The sequence below is a fragment of the Bacteroides sp. AF39-16AC genome, assembly GCF_003602735.1.
Classification (GTDB): Bacteria; Bacteroidota; Bacteroidia; order Bacteroidales; family Bacteroidaceae; genus Bacteroides; species Bacteroides uniformis.
In genome coordinates, this window is the sequence record NZ_QTLN01000002.1 from 279690 (window position 1) to 297314 (window position 17625).

15 protein-coding genes are annotated in these 17625 nt (G+C 46.8%); 6 read left to right on the forward strand and 9 right to left on the reverse strand.

Translation table 11 applies throughout. The features are described 5' to 3' along the window. Positions 1-22 precede the first annotated feature (22 nt). On the forward strand, positions 23-2074 hold the full coding sequence (gene ccsA / locus DW039_RS03325) for a cytochrome c biogenesis protein CcsA (RefSeq protein ID WP_057088476.1): 2052 nt from the start codon (positions 23-25) through the stop codon (positions 2072-2074). Positions 2075-2505: 431 nt separating this feature from the next. Here ccsA and DW039_RS03330 read toward each other — a convergent pair whose 3' ends face one another. Then, positions 2506-3120, reverse strand: a complete 615-nt coding sequence (locus tag DW039_RS03330; protein ID WP_005823789.1) for a response regulator transcription factor — start codon at positions 3118-3120, stop codon at positions 2506-2508. Next, entirely contained in the window at positions 3110-3814 is a 705-nt protein-coding gene (locus tag DW039_RS03335; protein WP_008665531.1) for a hemerythrin domain-containing protein, read from the reverse strand. Before DW039_RS03335 ends, DW039_RS03330 begins: the two co-directional genes overlap by 11 nt. Positions 3815-4024: 210 nt before the next feature. Between DW039_RS03335 and DW039_RS03340 the strand changes: the two genes are divergently transcribed. The 5 genes from DW039_RS03340 to DW039_RS03360 all read left to right on the forward strand — a co-directional run bounded on the left by DW039_RS03340 (position 4025) and on the right by DW039_RS03360 (position 10530). Then, on the forward strand, positions 4025-4387 hold the full coding sequence (locus tag DW039_RS03340; RefSeq protein ID WP_005823785.1) for a BlaI/MecI/CopY family transcriptional regulator: 363 nt from the start codon (positions 4025-4027) through the stop codon (positions 4385-4387). A gap of 29 nt (positions 4388-4416) precedes the next feature. Continuing rightward, the gene (locus DW039_RS03345) at positions 4417-6282 is read left to right on the forward strand and encodes a TlpA disulfide reductase family protein (RefSeq protein ID WP_005823784.1); all 1866 of its coding nucleotides are present in this window, start codon (positions 4417-4419) and stop codon (positions 6280-6282) included. A 43-nt stretch (positions 6283-6325) separates the two neighbouring features. Next, positions 6326-8407, forward strand: coding sequence for a M56 family metallopeptidase (locus DW039_RS03350; RefSeq protein WP_057088472.1), 2082 nt, complete (start codon positions 6326-6328; stop codon positions 8405-8407). A gap of 12 nt (positions 8408-8419) precedes the next feature. Then, positions 8420-9190, forward strand: coding sequence for a TlpA disulfide reductase family protein (locus DW039_RS03355; protein WP_022401726.1), 771 nt, complete (start codon positions 8420-8422; stop codon positions 9188-9190). Positions 9191-9291: 101 nt separating this feature from the next. Next, positions 9292-10530, forward strand: coding sequence for a carcinine hydrolase/isopenicillin-N N-acyltransferase family protein (locus DW039_RS03360; protein ID WP_005835346.1), 1239 nt, complete (start codon positions 9292-9294; stop codon positions 10528-10530). Here DW039_RS03360 and miaA read toward each other — a convergent pair. The 7 genes from miaA to pyrF form a co-directional block, all read right to left on the reverse strand. After that, complete coding sequence (miaA, locus tag DW039_RS03365) at positions 10506-11411, reverse strand: tRNA (adenosine(37)-N6)-dimethylallyltransferase MiaA (protein ID WP_005823716.1); 906 nt, start codon at positions 11409-11411, stop codon at positions 10506-10508. The two genes, DW039_RS03360 and miaA, sit on opposite strands and share 25 nt — an antisense overlap. A 108-nt stretch (positions 11412-11519) precedes the next feature. Continuing rightward, positions 11520-12074, reverse strand: coding sequence for a hypothetical protein (locus DW039_RS03370; RefSeq protein WP_005823714.1), 555 nt, complete (start codon positions 12072-12074; stop codon positions 11520-11522). A gap of 48 nt (positions 12075-12122) precedes the next feature. Then, positions 12123-12899 carry an acyl-ACP--UDP-N-acetylglucosamine O-acyltransferase gene (gene lpxA, locus DW039_RS03375; RefSeq protein WP_005823711.1) on the reverse strand — a complete coding sequence of 259 codons (777 nt, stop codon included), beginning with the start codon at positions 12897-12899 and terminating at the stop codon, positions 12123-12125. A gap of 137 nt (positions 12900-13036) precedes the next feature. Beyond that, positions 13037-14422 (reverse strand): bifunctional UDP-3-O-[3-hydroxymyristoyl] N-acetylglucosamine deacetylase/3-hydroxyacyl-ACP dehydratase, encoded by a 1386-nt coding sequence (locus DW039_RS03380; RefSeq protein ID WP_005823709.1) that lies wholly within the window; start codon positions 14420-14422, stop codon positions 13037-13039. A 3-nt stretch (positions 14423-14425) separates the two neighbouring features. Further along, complete coding sequence (gene lpxD / locus DW039_RS03385; protein ID WP_005823705.1) at positions 14426-15466, reverse strand: UDP-3-O-(3-hydroxymyristoyl)glucosamine N-acyltransferase; 1041 nt, start codon at positions 15464-15466, stop codon at positions 14426-14428. Between the two features lie 84 nt (positions 15467-15550). Next, complete coding sequence (locus tag DW039_RS03390) at positions 15551-16777, reverse strand: HD domain-containing protein (RefSeq protein ID WP_005835351.1); 1227 nt, start codon at positions 16775-16777, stop codon at positions 15551-15553. A 6-nt stretch (positions 16778-16783) separates the two neighbouring features. Continuing rightward, the gene (pyrF, locus tag DW039_RS03395) at positions 16784-17614 is read right to left on the reverse strand and encodes an orotidine-5'-phosphate decarboxylase (RefSeq protein ID WP_005835353.1); all 831 of its coding nucleotides are present in this window, start codon (positions 17612-17614) and stop codon (positions 16784-16786) included. Between the last annotated feature and the right edge of the window lie 11 nt (positions 17615-17625).

Below are 17625 nucleotides of genomic sequence, written 5' to 3' on the forward strand. Positions count from 1 at the left end.
ACTTTTAATTGATAGCTCTTAATTGAAAAAGTTTCTCATAGCTGTTTATGGTTGTTTGCTGCTCTTACTTGCTGCAACTACGTTTGTAGAGCAGACATACAGTACGGATTTTGTAGAAAAGCATGTTTATCATACGATTTGGTTCTGTTGTTTGTGGGGAGCCCTTGCTGCGATGACTGTTGTTGTGCTTGTAAGACAGCGGTTGTGGCGGTGTCTCCCGACGTTGTTGTTGCATGGCTCCTTCCTCGTGATTTTGGCGGGAGCCATGACTACGTTTCTTTGTGGCCGGAAAGGATATGTGCATCTTACTGTCGGCAGTGAGGTGAACTGCTTTTTGGAACAAGACGGCAGGCAGGTTGTAGAGTTACCGTTCACCTTACGTCTGGACAGTTTCCGGATTGAGTACTATCCGGGTACGGATGCTCCTGCAGATTATATCAGCTATATTCACGGTGAGACGCCCGTCTCCATGAACCGTATTCTTTCACGGCAGGGGCTCCGCTTTTATCAGTCTTCCTTTGATGAGGATATGCAGGGGAGCTGGCTGACAGTGAATTATGACCCGTGGGGGATAGGGATTACCTATAGTGGATACCTCTTGTTAGGTGTCTCCATGCTCTGGATGCTGGTCAGCCGGGGTGGAGAGTTCCGCAGGCTGCTGAGGCATCCGTTGTTGAAGAAGGGAGGAATGTTTGTCCTATTGTTGCTGTGTCTGGGAAGTGGGGTACATGCGCAGAAGAGAAGCCTTCCGGCACTGGCACGCAAGCAGGCGGATAGTCTTGCCCGTAAGCAGGTGATTTATAATGACCGTGTGGTTCCTTTCAATACCCTTGCGCGCGATTTTGTACTGAAACTGACGGGAAAATTGTCTTATGGAGGCATGACGCCGGAGCAGGTGATTGGCGGATGGCTTCTGCGTCCGGAGGTTTGGCAGAATGAGCCGATGATTTATATCAAAAACGAGGCACTCCGTCGCCTGCTTCATTTGGAGACACCTTATGCATGTCTGGCTGATTTGTTCGACGGTGAGAAGTATCGCTTGCAGAAGTTCTGGAAGGGGAAGCAAGACCATCATCAGAAAATGACTTCTCTGGAAAAGGCCATTGTAGAGGCGGATGAAAAGGTGGGACTGATTTTGATGCTCCAAAATGGTACATTGATTCGTCCTTTGCCGGAAGACGGGAGTGTGGAGCCTGTTTCCGATACTAAAATACAAGCCGAATTGCTGTATAACCGTATTCCTTTCAGCAAATTGCTGTTCATGTTCAACCTTACGGTGGGGATGCTGGCTTTCTTCCGTCTGCTGTATCGCGGCCTGCGCCGTTCGTCGGCATTGTCAGACTCTTCCGGTAGGATTGTAGCGCTCTCTTTCTCTTCGCGTTTGGCAGATACTTTTTTCCCGTTTTCTCTTTATGCGGCGTTTCTCTTTCAGCTCTTCGGGTATGGTCTGAGGTGGTACATCGGCGGGCGTATCCCGTTGGGTAATGGATACGAAACGATGCAGTTCATGGCATTGTGTGCGCTGTTCCTGGCTTGTCTGTTTCGGCGGCGCTTCCCGTTTATGGTGCCTTTCGGTTTTTTGCTGTCCGGTTTTGCCTTACTGGTGTCCTATTTGGGACAGATGAATCCCCAAATCACTCCCTTGATACCCGTGCTCGTTTCTCCGTGGCTCAGTACGCATGTGTCGTTGATAATGATGTCTTATGCTTTGTTTGCCTTTATGATGCTGAACGGCATACTGGCATTGTGTCTTCGCCGTTCAGCCCGGATGTTGATGCTGCTCAGCCGATTGCTGCTTTATCCCGCCGTTTTCTTTTTGGGAGCCGGCATTTTTCTGGGTGCGGTTTGGGCCAATGCTTCTTGGGGGCGTTATTGGGCTTGGGACCCGAAGGAAGTATGGGCGCTGATTACCTTTATGGTTTATGGAGCGGCGTTCCATGCGCGCAGCCTGCGCATTTTCCGCAGTCCGTTATTCTTCCATATCTATATGGTTGCCGCCTTTCTGACAGTCCTGATGACCTATTTCGGGGTGAACTACATCCTTGGAGGAATGCACAGCTATGCCAATGCCTGATTTGTGGGTGGTTCTACCTATTTATGATGACTGACTTGTTTTATTATACCTAATTTAAGTGATTGCGTACTGTCTGCCGATGCCTTATCTTTGCAACATCAGATTTGAATGAATTAGTTAGTCATAATTACGTAACCACTTTTATGAAGATAAAAGGATCCCCGCTTCCCGATGTGATATCGTGAAGCGGGGATTTGTGTATGGCGTGACGGATACTGTGGGTAAGGTTGGATAAGGATACTTGTGGGGCATAAAGAGTCATAGGATGGGGAGGGATGACATAGGGGATGAGCTTTGTCTTCAGGCACAAGATAAACCTTAATCAATAGGCAGAGGGCTTTTCCCGTATGGAGGAGCATACTTTTGCAAGGGATTCATCCGGTTTTTCCCTATAGGCCGCAGCGGGTAGGGAAACGGTTGCCGGAAGAATCTTATAGAGAGTCCTTGATGTCGCTCAATTCTACCAGCTTGTTGACAATAGCGTAGATGGTGAGCCCTGCCGGAGAATGTATCTGCAGTTTGCGTGCAATGTTACGGCGATGGGTAATGACAGTATGGATGGAGAGGTAGAGTTTGTCGGCGATGGCTTTGTTGGTCATGCCCTTCACAACGCAGGTGATGATTTCCTTTTCGCGCTGGCTCAGGGTTTCTTGTTCGCTGTCTTTTTCTTCTTCCTCCTCGGTGTGTAGCAAGTGGTTGATTTTGGAGGCGATGACATCTACGTCATCGCACATGGCGAAGTTCTCGTCATATTCCTTCAATATGTTGTTGTCGATGACGGAGCATACCATAGCAATGTACTTGATACCGGATTTTCCGTGTTCTGCCTTGAAGGCGGGCAGGTCGAACCAGCCACCGAAAGTGGGGTTGATGATGATAATGTCTGCCGGATGCATGTGAATGTAGTTTTGCAGCGATTCCGGAGAAGAAACTTCAATAGGGTGTGCATTCAAGTTGGGAATACGCTTCAAAACAGCCGTCAGACCACTCCGGATGATGACCGAAGTTTCTGCAATGACAATCTTCAAAGAAGTATTATTGTTCATTTTTCAGTTTCCTTTCTATTTGCGCTACGGCGGGAACAAACATATAATCTTCTACCTGGCAGTGGGTGGCAAGGTCTTGTTCGCAGTTGAATATATCGAACAAGACCGCATTCAGGAGATTGTTGTTCTCCTTTTCCGGGTAGTATTTGATGATGATGTTCTTCAGCTCTTTCAGTTTGGTATCTATCTGATTATGTTTGCTGGCAAAAGTGGCGATGTTGTATTCGTCCGATAGGTTGCCTTGGAGTAATTGCTCTACATAGGTGAATACGGCCTGGTTTTCATATTCCATGTGGCGGCGTACTTCCTTGGCATATTCATCGAAGAACTTCAGGATGAGGTAGGCTACATCGTTTGTACTGGAACAATCGATGGCTTCGATGAGTTTGCGGCGGATGGCCGGCAGGTTGAAGTCGAGGAAATATGTGTGGGCACGCTTCAGATAATCCATAAGGGCGGGAATGGAAAAATCACTTTCATTGCCGCTGTAAGAGTATTGTTCTTCGCTGATAAAGTTGGCTACGGCGAGGAATGTAGGGCAATCGACGCCTTGTGCTTCGCAGACGTCCTTCACGCTCTTGTCTCCGAATCCTAATGACAGTCCGAAGCGGCTCATCACCATTAATAAGGAGTAATTGTCACAGATGAGGTCGCTCATCTTGTCCGTGGAGCGGTACTTATGTTGCTCATTCATTGTATGTTATTGTTTTTAATTCTCTGATTCGTGCGCAAAGTAACGGCTTTTATCCGAGAACTGCAATCACTATTAGTAGGTATTTTGCTTGTCGGGAGACGGTTGGAGACTGGTGTTTGCCGAATAAACTAAAAGCTTTAGTTTTATTTAACGAGAGAAATTAGTTTTTGAACTAAATAATTTAGTTATTTGCAGAAAACAAAGAATGTTATGAAAGGATTGACTGCAAAAGAAGAAGAAATCATGGGCTTTTTCTGGGAAAAGGGACCCTTGTTTGTGAAGGAAATGCTGGCATTCTATGAAGAGCCGAAACCACATTTCAATACTTTGTCCACCATTGTGAGAGGATTGGAGGATAAGGGATTCCTGAGCCATCATACGTACGGCAACACGTATCAGTATTATGCGGTGGTCAGCGAGGAGGATTTTCGCAAGCGGACACTGAAGAACGTTATCAGCAAATATTTCAATAATTCCTATCTCAGCGCAGTGTCGTCTCTGGTGAAGGAAGAGGATATATCCCTGGAAGAACTGAAGCAGTTGATACAAGACGTGGAAAAGGGAAGGGACTGAGATTGTTGAGACTCTAATAACTCTGGCTTATGAAAAACATCGGATTGGTTTGTTTGCTGCTGGTAAGTATTTGCTGCGGATTGCAGGCAAAGAAAATCGTAAAGGTACCCTATTTCATGGCATGCAATACGCGTAGCATTGAAGTGGAGCAAGTGACGCTTGGAAAAGATACGACCTGGCTGGCGGTGAGGCTTTATGGCATGCAGGGCGATAGGGTCAGGATTGATTCGACAGCTGTGTTGCGGGCATCCGGAAAGGATTACGGATATTTGGGAAATACCGGTTTTGCCAGGGATGAATGGACGCATATTCCCGCTTCCGGTGAAATGACTGCTGTTTTGAAGTTTAGTCCGCTTCCGATGGATACTGAGAGCTTTGATTTTGTAGAGACACCGGACAGTGATGAAGGATGGGTAATTTATGGTATACAGCTCAACGGAGAGAAACCTCGGGTGGATATTCCCGAACGTTTGCGGAATAAGAAACCGGATGAGGTTTTGCCATTGCCCGGACCGGAATTGAATATGGGAAAGACTGTCATAAAGGGGCAGATATTGGGGTATAAACCGGAGTATGGAGTGACGTTACGCTACTATGACTCGCCTTGGTTCTTCATGTATTTCACCGGTAAGGACTTGAAGATAGCGGAGGATGGCACGTTCCGTTATGAGACAGAGGTGCTGTTGCCGAGCGGTGCTACGCTGTGGATATCCCGTTCGAAAATAGAATTGTTTCTCGTTCCGGGTGGAGAACTGGATGTCACAATCAATCTGCCTGAAATATTCTATTCGCAAAGCCGTCTTTTAAGCCGGAAAAGGGATGGTGTAACGGACAACTGTGTTTGGTTTGAAGGAGACTATGCCGGTCTGAATACCGAGTTGCTGCGGTTCGGTGAAATGAAAAGCTTATCGGGAGCTGATGATTTTTATGCAGATATTTGTGGGATGACTCCGCAGGCATATAAAAAGTATCTGTTCAGGCATTATGAAGATATGCAAAAGAAACTTGTAAAAAACAAGGATATGAGCCAGGCTTGCCGTACTTATATTCGGGCAAATCTGGATATGAATCTGTTCAGCCTTATCTATAATTACAAGAGTAACCTTAGTTATGCCCCGATGCTTTCGGGCAGGAAGGGGGTGAAAAGGGCGGACATGACGGTGGACAGTACCTCATACTTCAAGGAAATACTGCAACTGGATATTCTGCATACCCCCGAACAGAAATATTACAATTATTATACGGACTTTGTGAAGACCGCTACCGGAAATTTCCGGGATAAGTTTGTGCAAGACCCTCTTTGGCCGGACATGCTTCTTGCCGGGCGTGCTTCCCGTAATCTGAGCAAGTACATGCCTTTGACTGAGGAAGAGCGTCGGACGGTGGACAGCATCGCTTCTCCCGACCTCAGGCAATTGTTCCTGATGAGAAACGGGAGGATTGAAGCCGAACTGAAATCAGAGTTGGAAGCTACTAAGGGAAAGACCGGATATAAGATTGTTGAGGTGGAAAAGGAGGTAGCGGCAGACAGTTTGTTGCAGGTCATTACTCGTCCTTATCGTGGCAAGATGGTACTGGTGGATATGTGGAACACCTGGTGTGGTCCTTGTATGCGGGCCATGAAAAGCCTGAAACCGTTGAAAGAGGAGCTGAAAGAGGTGGTTTATCTATATATTGTCGACGAAACATCTCCTGAAGGAAAATGGAAAGTAATGATACCGGATATACCCGGTATTCACTGTCGCATTAGCAATGAGCAAAGTACGGCATTGGCAAAGCTGTACGAATATCCGGGTATCCCGACCTATTTCGTCGTGAACCGTGAAGGAGATATTTCCTACAAAGCAACCGGATTTCCCGGAGTGGAGATGCTACGGAATGAACTGACCAAGTAACTGTAAATAGTAAATCGTAAATCCCTAAATAGTAAATAATTCCATGGGTCTGTTTTTTGTTTATATACTCAAATCTTCTGTTTGCCTGGCGATATTCTATTTGTTTTATCGCTTGTTGCTGGCACGCGAGACGTTTCATCGTTTCAACCGTTTTTCATTGTTGGGCATTTTGCTGTTGTCCTGCCTATTGCCTTTGGTAGAGGTAAGTGTGAAGCAGGAGACGGAAGTGCACCAGACGATGCTGACATTGGAGCAGTTGCTGATGATGGCAGATGCAGTGAATGCCACTGAGGCCGGAGCAAGGGCTGAAACGGCAACAGTCACCTGGATACAAGTGGCGCTGCTTGTCTATCTGGCAGGAATCGTTTTCTTTGCCTTCCGCAACGTATATTCGTTGGTACGGTTACTGATGTTGCTGAAATCGGGTAAAAAAGAGGATATCGGCAGCTACTTACCGGGCAGGAAAGAGCGCGTTACTTTGATTGTACACAACTGTGACATCGCTCCGTTCAGTTGGATGGGATATATTGTCATTTCACGGAAAGACTTGGAGGAGAACGGACGGGAAATCCTTATCCACGAGCTTGCCCATATCCATAACCGCCATTCCTGGGACTTGCTGGTGGCTGATGTCTGCATTTTCTTTCAGTGGTTCAATCCGGCATCATGGCTCCTGAAGCAGGAATTGCAGAATATCCATGAGTTTGAAGCGGATGAAACGGTGATAAAGGAGGGTGTGGATGCAAAACAGTATCAACTATTATTAATAAAAAAAGCTGTCGGCACAAGGCTCTACTCTATGGCCAACAGCTTTAATCACAGTAAACTTAAAAAACGTATCACTATGATGTTAAAAGAAAAATCAAGCCCGTGGGCACGTTTGAAGTATCTTTATGTACTTCCGGTAGCTGCCATTGCAGTGACAGCTTTTGCCCGTCCCGAAGTCTCCGATAAAGTGGAGAAGATTTCAAGCGTCAAAGTTAACGATTTGGCTGCAATTGTAGAAACAAAAGTGGCGGAAAGTGCAGGTGACACTACGAAGCCTGCCGATGTGAAGTATGTACCGGCGGAAGTCCGCAAGCAGTTGAAGGGAACTTCGGTCTTCGAGGTGGCAGAGGAGATGCCGGAATTTCCCGGCGGCGGAATGAGTGCTTTCATGGATTATATCAAGACGAATATGCGTTATCCGGCATCTGCCAAAGAGAACGGTACGCAGGGACGGGTCACTGTCCAGTTTGTGGTGGATGAAGATGGAAGCATCAAGGACTCCAAGGTGCTCCGTTCTGTGGATAAGGATATGGATGCCGAGGCGCTGCGATTGATAAACACTATGCCGAAGTGGAAGCCGGGGAGACAGAAGGGGCAGCCGGTGGCTGTGAAATTTACGGTGCCGGTGATGTTCAGGCTGGACGACGACAAACTTGAAAAAACTTCTTCTGCCAATGGTATTACAGTTGAAGGATATGCAGGTAATGGGAAAGAGCCATTGTATATTGTGGATGGAAAAGAGGTGACGCCATCTGTCATGAGTGCATTGAATCCTGATAAGATAGAACGTGTAACGGTTTTGAAAGATAAATCTGCCACGGATTTATATGGAGAAGAGGGACAGAATGGCGTTGTTCTGATAACCCTGAAACAAGGAACTCCGGGTATGGTTATCCGCCGGGGTAATGAGGTGGCAGAGAATGCTAAAGTACAGCATAAGAGTAGTCTTGATTTAATAAAGACTGTCTATATTGATGGAGAAAAGGTTGACTTGGGTACTAAAACTATCGATGATTTAATACCTGCCGAGAATATTGAGGGTATTGAGGTGAAGAAAGAGGCAGGTGGAAAAGGTGAGATTTACATCACTACTAAAAAAACTAAAGCTGTAGAAAAGACCATTGCCAAAGGCAATATGAAAGTGGAAGGCAAAGTGGTGGATGAGCAGGGTGAGCCTGTTATCGGTGCGGCTGTTCTGATAGAAGGTACCACTACGGGAAGCGTTACCGATGTCAATGGCAATTTTGTCCTTTCTGTACCTTCTAAGGATGCTGTATTGGTTGTTTCGTATATAGGCATGGCTACCGGCAAAGTGAAGGTGCAGCCCAAGCTTACGATTACGCTGAAAAGTGAATAGTCTCTAACAACTATGATAAGGAAAATTCTCTCTTTGTTTCTGATTCTGGTAGCTGTGGGGGCAGGGCTTTGCTCTGCCCAGACAGCCGGTAAGAAATATTATTTGGTGGGCGGGCTTTTCTTCGAAGGCATGCCGCCTGGTGTGGGTTCGGACAACGTGGCGGCTTTCATAATACATGAGGACGGCGCGAGACACGAGGTTACGGAACTCCGCTTGCGCAAGGGCATTGTGCTGTCTGAGGAGGTGAGAGAATATGCTACTCCTGCCGACGAGGTGCCTGGTGCGGAAGCTTTCTTGATGAGTTACCGTGGAGGAACGGGGAAGAAGTTGCCGATAGGCGGTGCCGTACAGACTTTGAAGAAGGAAGAATGGATAGGAAAGGCTTTTCCGGAATTCAAAGTGAAAGACACAGAAGGACAGGAATGGAGCAAGGCCGATGTGACGGGACGTCCTATGGTCTTGAACTTCTGGTATACCGGCTGTGGTCCTTGTATCCGTGAAATGTCGGAGCTGAACAAATGGATAGAAGTCTATCCTGATGTAACCTATCTTGCTACGACTTTTGACAGTGCTGTACAAATAAAGAAAATTGTAGAGAGCCGTCCTTTCCTCTTTACCCAGATAGCCGATGACTTGTTTTTCTTCGAGACCTTTCATGTGAGTGGTATGCCGGTCACTATACTGGTGGATAAGAAAGGCATTATCCGTCATATAGAACAAGGTACTGGAACTGCGAAACTTCGGTATATGCAGGATAAGTTGCAGAAACTTGTCAGCGAATAATTCTTTCCTGATGAATAGGGGATAAGGATTTCAGAGGATTTCTTTTGCCCTTTCACAGATTATCATACCTTTGCGAATATAAATCTAAGGAAGGCAAGGTTATGATAAAACATCTTTTTTTAATATGGGGACTGCTTGCGGCACTCACTGCTGAGCCGGTTCTGGCTTGTACATCTGCCGTCGTTTCTGGAAAGGTTACTCCTGACGGCCGTCCGTTGCTATGGAAAAACCGTGATACGGACTATCTGCGAAATCATGTTGCTTATATAAAAGGGGAGAAGTATAACTTCATTGCCGATGTGAATAGTGCTAACTTTCCTGCCTTGAAAGAGGCATGGATGGGTACAAACTCCGTTGGTTTTGCCTTGATGAACACCCAATCCTACAATCTGGTGGAAGTGAAAGATGGGGAAGAACGGGGGGCAGCCAACGGGAGGATTATCTACCGTGCCTTGGAGGTTTGTGCCACGGTGGAGGATTTCTGCCATTTCCTCGATACCATTTCCAAGCCCAGCTTGATAGAGGCCAATTTTGGCGTAATCGACGCTCAAGGCGCTGCCGCCATGTTTGAGGTGGATTATTATAAATATACGATGTATGATGCCAATAATCCCAAAGATGCTCCTTACGGCTACATTGCCCGTACCAACTTCTCTTTTGCCGGTGAAGCAAATCGGGGGGCAGGTTATGTACGCTATATGGAGGCAGACAGGGTACTGATGAGGGCTTCTGCAACGGGAGGGATCACACCGCAGGGTATATTTAATGATCTTTCACGTTCGTTTCGCAACGGCATGCTTGATATTGATTTGAAGAACGGGAAATTTAATCGCCCGCAAGGTTCCGGTTGGTTTGTCGACCAGGATTTTATTCCCCGTAACAGTACTTCTTGTTCCATTGTGGTGCAGGGCGTAAAACCGGGTGAGAAGGTGGAACTTACTACGATGTGGACAATGCTGGGATATCCTCCTACGGGTATTGCCGTGCCGCTTTGGGTGAAGGATGCGGATAGACTTCTGCCTCCGATGGTATGTTGGGACAAGGCGTGTGCCGCCGCTCCGCTCAGTGATTGGTCACTCCGGCTTTCCAACAATGTCTTTTGTTATAATCAGGGGATGGGAACCAATCGTTATCTGAATTGGGAAAAACTGTACAATATGGAGAATAATGGCTATATGCAGCAGCTTGTTACGGTAGAGGCAGAGGTGTTTCGCCGTACATGCCTATTGTTGGACAGCTGGAGACAGCAAGGAAGCATTGATTCTCAAGAAATGCAGAAGCTTTATCAAGATGTGGAAGCACTTGTCCGAAAGGCTTATACGCCTTTGATGGAACAATGACAGTATTCCAGTATTTCCCCTTCCTGCTCCGGGTGGAACCAGTGGATTTCCTCGTCTCGTTTGAACCAGGTCATTTGCTTACGGGAATAGATGCGTGAGTTCTGCTTTATCTTTTCGATGGCAAAGGGTAATGTCCATTCACCATCCAGGTACTTGAATATTTCTTTGTAGCCTACTGTATTTAGGGAATTTAGACTTTTATGCGGGTAGACCATGCGCGCTTCTTCCACTAAACCCTCTTCCACCATTTGGTCCACCCGGCAGTTGATGCGTTCATAAAGCTCTTCCCGGTTACGTGTTAATCCTATTTTGATGATACGGAAGGGGCGTTCTTTCTTTTGTTGAGTGCGGAAGGAAGTGTAGGCCTTTCCCGTCATGTAGCAGATTTCCAAAGCATGGACTACGCGTTTGGGATTCTTCAAATCTACTATTTTGTAATATTCCGGATCCAACAGCTTAAGTTCCGCACAAAGTCTTTCCAGACCTTCTGTTTCGTATTTGTGCAGCATGAGCTGGCGTGTATCGGCATCTACGGTCGGAATGTCGTCAATTCCTTTACAGACTGCATCTACATACATCATTGAGCCTCCGGTCAGCAGTACGGTGTTATGCTTTGTAAACAGGTCTTCCAGCAGCTTCATCACTTCCGCTTCGTATTGGGCGGCACTGTAATAGTCTGTCAGCTTCAGGGTACCGACGAAGTGATGCTGTACCCGTTGCAGTTGCTCCGGTGTAGGGGCAGCCGTGCCTATCTTTAAATCTGCATAGAGTTGTCTCGAATCGGCTGAGACGATACAAGTATGGAAATGTTCTGCCAATCGGAGGCTGAGCTCTGTTTTGCCTACTCCGGTGGGACCGATAAGTACGATTAGGGTGTGCATGCGGGTAAAAAAATAGGCACGGATTACGCGGATTACACGGAATATTCAATAACAACCGTGTGTTTCCGTGTAATCCGTGCCTAAAAGAAGTCTGTATGGTATGTCTGTTTAATATTTCTCTTCTTCAAAGGAGTTTCCGGCTTCGTCCAAACCGCCGAAACCCTCTTTGTCGAAATCTTCCATATCGAAGTCCTGGTCGCCGTAAAAGTTTTCGTCCAAATCAAGGGAACCGCCAGCAGCTGCCATCTCTTCAAAATCAATGGTCTGCTTGGGAGCTTCACCTGCTTTCTTGGTGCATTTGGCTCCTTTCATTTCCTTTCCGGTAATGATTTCAGAAAGCTCGATGAAGAAGCAGCGCTCAGTCATATAATCGAATACATAGAGAAGTTTCTGCTTCTCGTCTTCAACCAGTTCGCTCAGCTGGGTCTCTTTCATCACCCAACTGTCCATTTCCGGATTGTCATCCATTTCTTCCAGCGTAATTTCTTTCTCTTTCTCCCAGTCATCATCGCAAATGAAGAAAGAAGTCATCTGGTCGTTAGTGTAGCCTGCCGACTTTAGAATCGCTTCATGGAAGTCATAAAAGGTAGCTTCCGGGTCTATCTGTATTTCTCTGACAAAATCGTCCACCTCATCAGAGATGATTGTAAATCTGTAGATCATGATGATTTATAATTTATGATTTCTGACTTTGTGTAAATCATACGTTTTTCATTTTCCTGCGGGGATAATGCCGCGGGCTGATTCACGTATAAAGTTTACGATATAGCTTATTTCCGGTGTCATTTCCATTTCATCCTCGATTTTCTTCAAGGCATCCGTATTGTTCAGACCGCCTTGATAGATAATACGATAGGCATCATGGATTTTCTCAATGGTCTCGTTGGAGAAGCCACGGCGGCGTAACCCTACCACATTGATTCCCGCATAGCAGATAGGCTCGCGTCCGGCAATGATGTACGGTGGGATGTCCTTGCTGAAACGGCAGCCGCCTTGTATCATTCCATAACCGCCCACATGGCAGAATTGGTGCATCAGTACATTGGCGCTGATGATGGAATAATCGTCGATGACAATTTCACCCGCCATTTTTGTAGAGTTGCCAATGATACAGCTGTTGCCTATCAGAGCATCGTGGGCCACGTGTACACTTTCCATCAGGAGATTGTTGTTACCGACGATGGTTCTGCCTTTGGCAGCTGTACCGCGGTTGACAGTTACGTTTTCACGTATGATATTGTTGTCTCCGATTTCAGCAGTGCTTTCCTCCCCTCTGAACTTTAAATCCTGGGGAATAGCACCGATAACGGCTCCCGGGAAAATGGTGTTTCCATTGCCGATGCGTGCACCGTACAGAATGTTGACATTTGCCATAATCTTGTTGTTATCACCGATTACCACATTCTTGTCAATGAAAACAAAAGGAGCAATCTCTACGTTTTCCCCGATTTTGGCTTCGGGATGAATATACGCTAAGGGACTTATCATATTATTTACGATTTAGCTATTTACGATTTACGATTGAGAATACTTGCGATTTACTGTATATACGATTTTATCCGAATGTGATAATTCTCACGAATAATTTGAATCGTAAATCGTAAATAGTCTAATCGTAAATTTTATTATTTGTTCTTAACTATTTGCGCCATAAACTCTGCTTCGCAGACAACTTTTTCGCCTACAAACACATAGCCTTTCATGGTAGAGATGCCGCGGCGTATGGGGGCCATCAGCTCTACACGGAAGATGAGGGTATCTCCAGGTACCACTTTCTGGCGGAATTTCACACCGTCAATCTTCATGAAGTAGGTGGAGTAACGTTCCGGTTCATCCACTGAATTCAGTACAAGCAAACCTCCCGTCTGTGCCATTGCCTCTATCTGCAACACACCGGGCATTACGGGTTCCTGCGGGAAGTGTCCCTGAAAGAAAGGTTCGTTGGAAGTTACGTTCTTGACACCTACAATGTAGTTGGCACCTATTTCTATGACTTTGTCCACCAATTGCATCGGGTAACGGTGAGGCAGAAGTTCGCGGATGCGGTTTACATCCATAATCGGTTCGCGGTTGCAGTCGTAGGTAGGGGCTTGTATTTCGTGCAAACGGATTTCCTTGCGCATCTGGCGGGCGAACTTATTGTTGATAGTGTGTCCCGGGCGGGTAGCGATGATACGGCCCTTGATGGGCTTGCCTATCAAGGCCAGGTCACCGATGACATCAAGTAACTTGTGGCGGGCGCATTCATTGGGCCACACCAAAGGTTTGTGGTTGATATATCCCAATTGTTTGGCGTCCATATGAGGAACACCCATCACGTCGGCCAGCTTGTCATAGTTCTCCTGGGACATTTCGCGTTCGTAAATAACAATCGCATTGTCAAGGTCGCCGCCCTTGATAAGACCGGCTTGCAGCAACGGCTCAATTTCGCGTACAAACACGAAAGTACGGCTTGCGGCGATTTCATCCTTGAACTTCGTCATGTCCTCCAGCGTTGCAAACTGGTTGGGGAGGATGTTGGAATCGTATGATACCAATACATTCAAGCTGAAGTTCTCGTCCGGCAACACGATGATGGAAGAGCCGGTTGTTTCGTCACGGAATTCAATTTTGGACTTGATGATATAGAAATCTTTTACGGCATTTTGTTCTACAGTGCCTACGCGCTCTATTTCGTTGACATAATATTGGGCGCTTCCGTCCAGAATGGGAAATTCCGGTCCGTTTACCTGTATCAAGCAGTTATCGATACCCAATGCATAGAGGGCTGCCATACCATGCTCCACTGTGCTCACCTTTACTCCGTTTTTGGAGATTACAGTTCCACGGGTAGTTTCGGATACGTTGTCTGCAACGGCATCGAAGGTAGGCTGTCCTTCCAAGTCGATACGTTGGATTTTGTATCCATGGTTATCCGGAGCAGGATTGAAAGTAACGGTTAGGTCAAGTCCCGTATGAAGACCTTTTCCACTAAGCGAAAAGCTATCTTTTAGAGTCTTTTGTTTTAACATTGGTTACTTATTTAATAGTTGTTTAAGTTCATTCAATTCTTTGCGGAGCTGGCGCAGTTCCACTTGCATTTCCGGCAAACTTCTTTGTGCGATGGATGCCTTGAAATATTGTTTCAGCTCCATAGGAGGGGTACCGATAAGCTGGCTACCGTCCTTTATGCTACTGGGAACACCAGACTGTGCGCCAAGGTTCACTTTGTTGCCAATATGAATATGACCTGCAATGCCTACCTGCCCGCCGAACATGCACCATTCTCCTATCTTGGTAGAACCTGCTACACCTACTTGCGCCGCCATTACGGTGTGGGAGCCTATTTCATCATTGTGTGCCACCTGAATCAAATTATCCAGTTTCACACCGCTATGTACGATGGTGGCTCCCATAGTAGCACGGTCCACACACGTGTTGGCACCGATTTCCACATGGTCTTCCAGGATAGTGATACCTATTTGCGGTATTTTTTCATAGCCCTCGGAAGTGGGGGCGAAGCCGAAACCGTCTGCACCGATAACGCAACCGGAGTGCAGGATGCAGTGGTTTCCTACCCGGCAATCGTGGTAGATGGTGGAGTTAGCGTAAATAATACAGTCATTGCCCACTTTGGCACCGCTGCCAATCGTGACGTGCGGATGAATGACCGTATTGTCTCCCACCTCTGCGTATTCGCCAATGCAGGCAAAAGGCGCAATGTAAACATCCTTGCCAATTTTAGCTGTCTCGGCAACAAAGGCCAGAGAGTCAATTCCCACCCGCTTTGGCTTGCTTTGCTCATAAAGATTTAGCAATTTAGCAAGACTTTCATACGCATTGTCCACTTTAATCAGGGTGGCTTTCACTTCTTGTTCCGGAACAAAGTCCTTGTTTACCAGAACAATGCTTGATTGGGTTTCGTATATGTAGGGGGTATATTTGGGGTTGGATAGAAAGGAGATGGCTCCCGGTATTCCCTCTTCGATTTTCGCAAAGGTGTGAACGGTAGCATTCTCGTCTCCAACAATTTCTCCTTGGATAAATGTTGCAATTTGTTTAGCAGAGAACTCCATGTCTTATTCTTGTTAGATGGTTTCAAAACGCAAATAACGGACTTTTTTTTTATATTTCCTTGTCCTGAGGTGAATATTTTATACTTATCTATGCAAACGTTGGTAGCATAAGTAGTACTTTTTTACTTTCTTGGACAGAAGAGAGATATTGAGCATATCCGATGCTTCGGCAATATTCTTGATGCTGCCGTCGTTGTAGAGGATGTCAATACTGTCATCTGCCTCGTCGTACATATTCTTCTCGATGCTGGGGGTAGAGATGAAATATCTCGCTTCGGAGAGAGGGATGTTCAGTTGTTCACTGATTTGCAAAGTTAGTTCTTTTTTCCGTTCCTCACTAATAGGTTCGGTAGAAATCTCGACTTTGAAGATGTTTCGGTTAATCATGCCGGCGCTCAAGGTGGACAAAACCTTGTCCGAATGGCGGCTCCATACCTTGAGGGCAGTCCAGATGTCATTATCGTCCAACTGAATGAAATTCTCCAAACATTCGGGATTGTTGTAGAATGCCTCCCGGCTGATGTCGTTGTATAGAAAGAATTTCAAGGCGGGTGAGGCAAAGAGGTCTATGCCGCGGCTTGCCAGTTCCTTGGCGCGGAGCAGGGTGCTAATCAGCATTTTCTCGTAGGCAACGGAGGTTTTGTGCAGATAGACTTGCCAGTACATCAGGCGGCGGGCAGTGAGGAAGTTCTCAATAGAATAGATGCCTTTGGACTCTACTACCAGGTGGTCATCCTTTACATCCAGCATCTTGATAATGCGGGCGGAGCCAATGTTGCCTTCGGTCACTCCGGTATAGAAGCTGTCGCGGCGCAGGTAGTCCAGGCGGTCCATATCCAGTTGCCCGCTTACCAGTTGGTGCAGGAAGCGCTTGGGGTATTCATCCTTGAAAATTTGAATGGCGAGTGTCAACTGTCCGTTCATTTCCTTGTTGATACGTTCCATCAGCATCAAGGAGATGTCTTCGTGGGAGACGCCCTGCACGATGGTATTTTCCAGTACGTGGGAGAAGGGGCCGTGGCCGATGTCGTGCATCAGGATAGCGGCTTCCACAGCTTCGGCTTCGCTGTCGAAGATAAAGTTTCCTTTGGTGGCAAGTTGCTGGATGGCCTCACTCATCAGGTAGAAGGCTCCCAAAGAGTGTTGGAACCGTGTATGCTGCGCACCGGGATATACGACAGAGGACAACCCCAGTTGCTTGATACGGTTTAGACGTTGCAAAAGAGGATGTCGTACAACATCGTACAACAACCCCTTTGGTATGTTGATGAACCCGAAGACAGGGTCGTTGATAATCTTTCTTTCGAACATTAAGCGTTAGTCGTTAATCACTTTTTTCAACTCTTCCGCCATCTGTGCCTGCACTTCTTGGGCTGCTTTTCGGCTGGCGGCGGCGAAGTTCTCTGTCTTGTCCACGTAGATGATGCCACGGCTGGAGTTGACAATCAGGCCGCAAGTCTTGTTCATGCCATACTTGCAGACTTCTTCCAGGGAGCCGCCTTGTGCGCCTACGCCGGGAACCAATAGGAAGTGTTCGGGAACAATCTTGCGGATATCTTCGAAGGCGCGGCCTTGTGTGGCGCCTACTACGTACATCATCTGTTCGTCACTGGCCCACTCCTGGGATTTGCGGAGCACTTTTTCGAAGAGGCGTTCGCCGTTGGTGTCTTCCGTCAGCTGGAAGTCGTGCGAGCCTTTGTTGCTGGTCAACGCAAGCAGGATTACCCATTTGCCTTCGTACGTAAGGAACGGGGTCACACTGTCTTCGCCCATGTAGGGAGCTACGGTTACGGAATCTATATCCAGCTCTTCGAAGAAGGTACGGGCATACATGGCAGAGGTGTTCCCGATGTCACCGCGTTTGGCGTCGGCGATGATGAATTGGTCGGGATAGTTCTGCTTGATGTAGTTTACGGTTTTCTCGAAAGCTATCCAGCCTTTCACGCCCATGCTCTCATAAAATGCCAGATTGGGCTTGTAGGCGATGCAGAGGTCGGCAGTAGCGTCGATGATGGCTTTGTTGAAAGCGAATATAGGGTCTTCCTCTTTCAGAAGATGTTCGGGTATTTTCTTGATGTCGGTGTCAAGACCTACGCAAAGGAATGACTTCTTGCGCTTGATGTTCTCGAATAATTGCTGTTTGTTCATATTATTTTTTA

Bases quoted from the DNA above. Each gene is read 5' to 3' on its own strand.
- DW039_RS03380 (WP_005823709.1), bottom strand. From the start codon at position 14,422: ATGTTAAAACAAAAGACTCTAAAAGATAGCTTTTCGCTTAGTGGAAAA.
- miaA (WP_005823716.1), bottom strand. From the start codon at position 11,411: ATGCACACCCTAATCGTACTTATCGGTCCCACCGGAGTAGGCAAAACA.
- lpxD (WP_005823705.1), bottom strand. From the start codon at position 15,466: ATGGAGTTCTCTGCTAAACAAATTGCAACATTTATCCAAGGAGAAATT.
- DW039_RS03360 (WP_005835346.1), top strand. From the start codon at position 9,292: ATGATAAAACATCTTTTTTTAATATGGGGACTGCTTGCGGCACTCACT.
- DW039_RS03350 (WP_057088472.1), top strand. From the start codon at position 6,326: ATGGGTCTGTTTTTTGTTTATATACTCAAATCTTCTGTTTGCCTGGCG.
- DW039_RS03330 (WP_005823789.1), bottom strand. From the start codon at position 3,120: ATGAACAATAATACTTCTTTGAAGATTGTCATTGCAGAAACTTCGGTC.
- pyrF (WP_005835353.1), bottom strand. From the start codon at position 17,614: ATGAACAAACAGCAATTATTCGAGAACATCAAGCGCAAGAAGTCATTC.
- lpxA (WP_005823711.1), bottom strand. From the start codon at position 12,899: ATGATAAGTCCCTTAGCGTATATTCATCCCGAAGCCAAAATCGGGGAA.
- DW039_RS03355 (WP_022401726.1), top strand. From the start codon at position 8,420: ATGATAAGGAAAATTCTCTCTTTGTTTCTGATTCTGGTAGCTGTGGGG.
- DW039_RS03390 (WP_005835351.1), bottom strand. From the start codon at position 16,777: ATGTTCGAAAGAAAGATTATCAACGACCCTGTCTTCGGGTTCATCAAC.
- DW039_RS03335 (WP_008665531.1), bottom strand. From the start codon at position 3,814: ATGAATGAGCAACATAAGTACCGCTCCACGGACAAGATGAGCGACCTC.
- DW039_RS03370 (WP_005823714.1), bottom strand. From the start codon at position 12,074: ATGATCTACAGATTTACAATCATCTCTGATGAGGTGGACGATTTTGTC.
- DW039_RS03345 (WP_005823784.1), top strand. From the start codon at position 4,417: ATGAAAAACATCGGATTGGTTTGTTTGCTGCTGGTAAGTATTTGCTGC.
- DW039_RS03340 (WP_005823785.1), top strand. From the start codon at position 4,025: ATGAAAGGATTGACTGCAAAAGAAGAAGAAATCATGGGCTTTTTCTGG.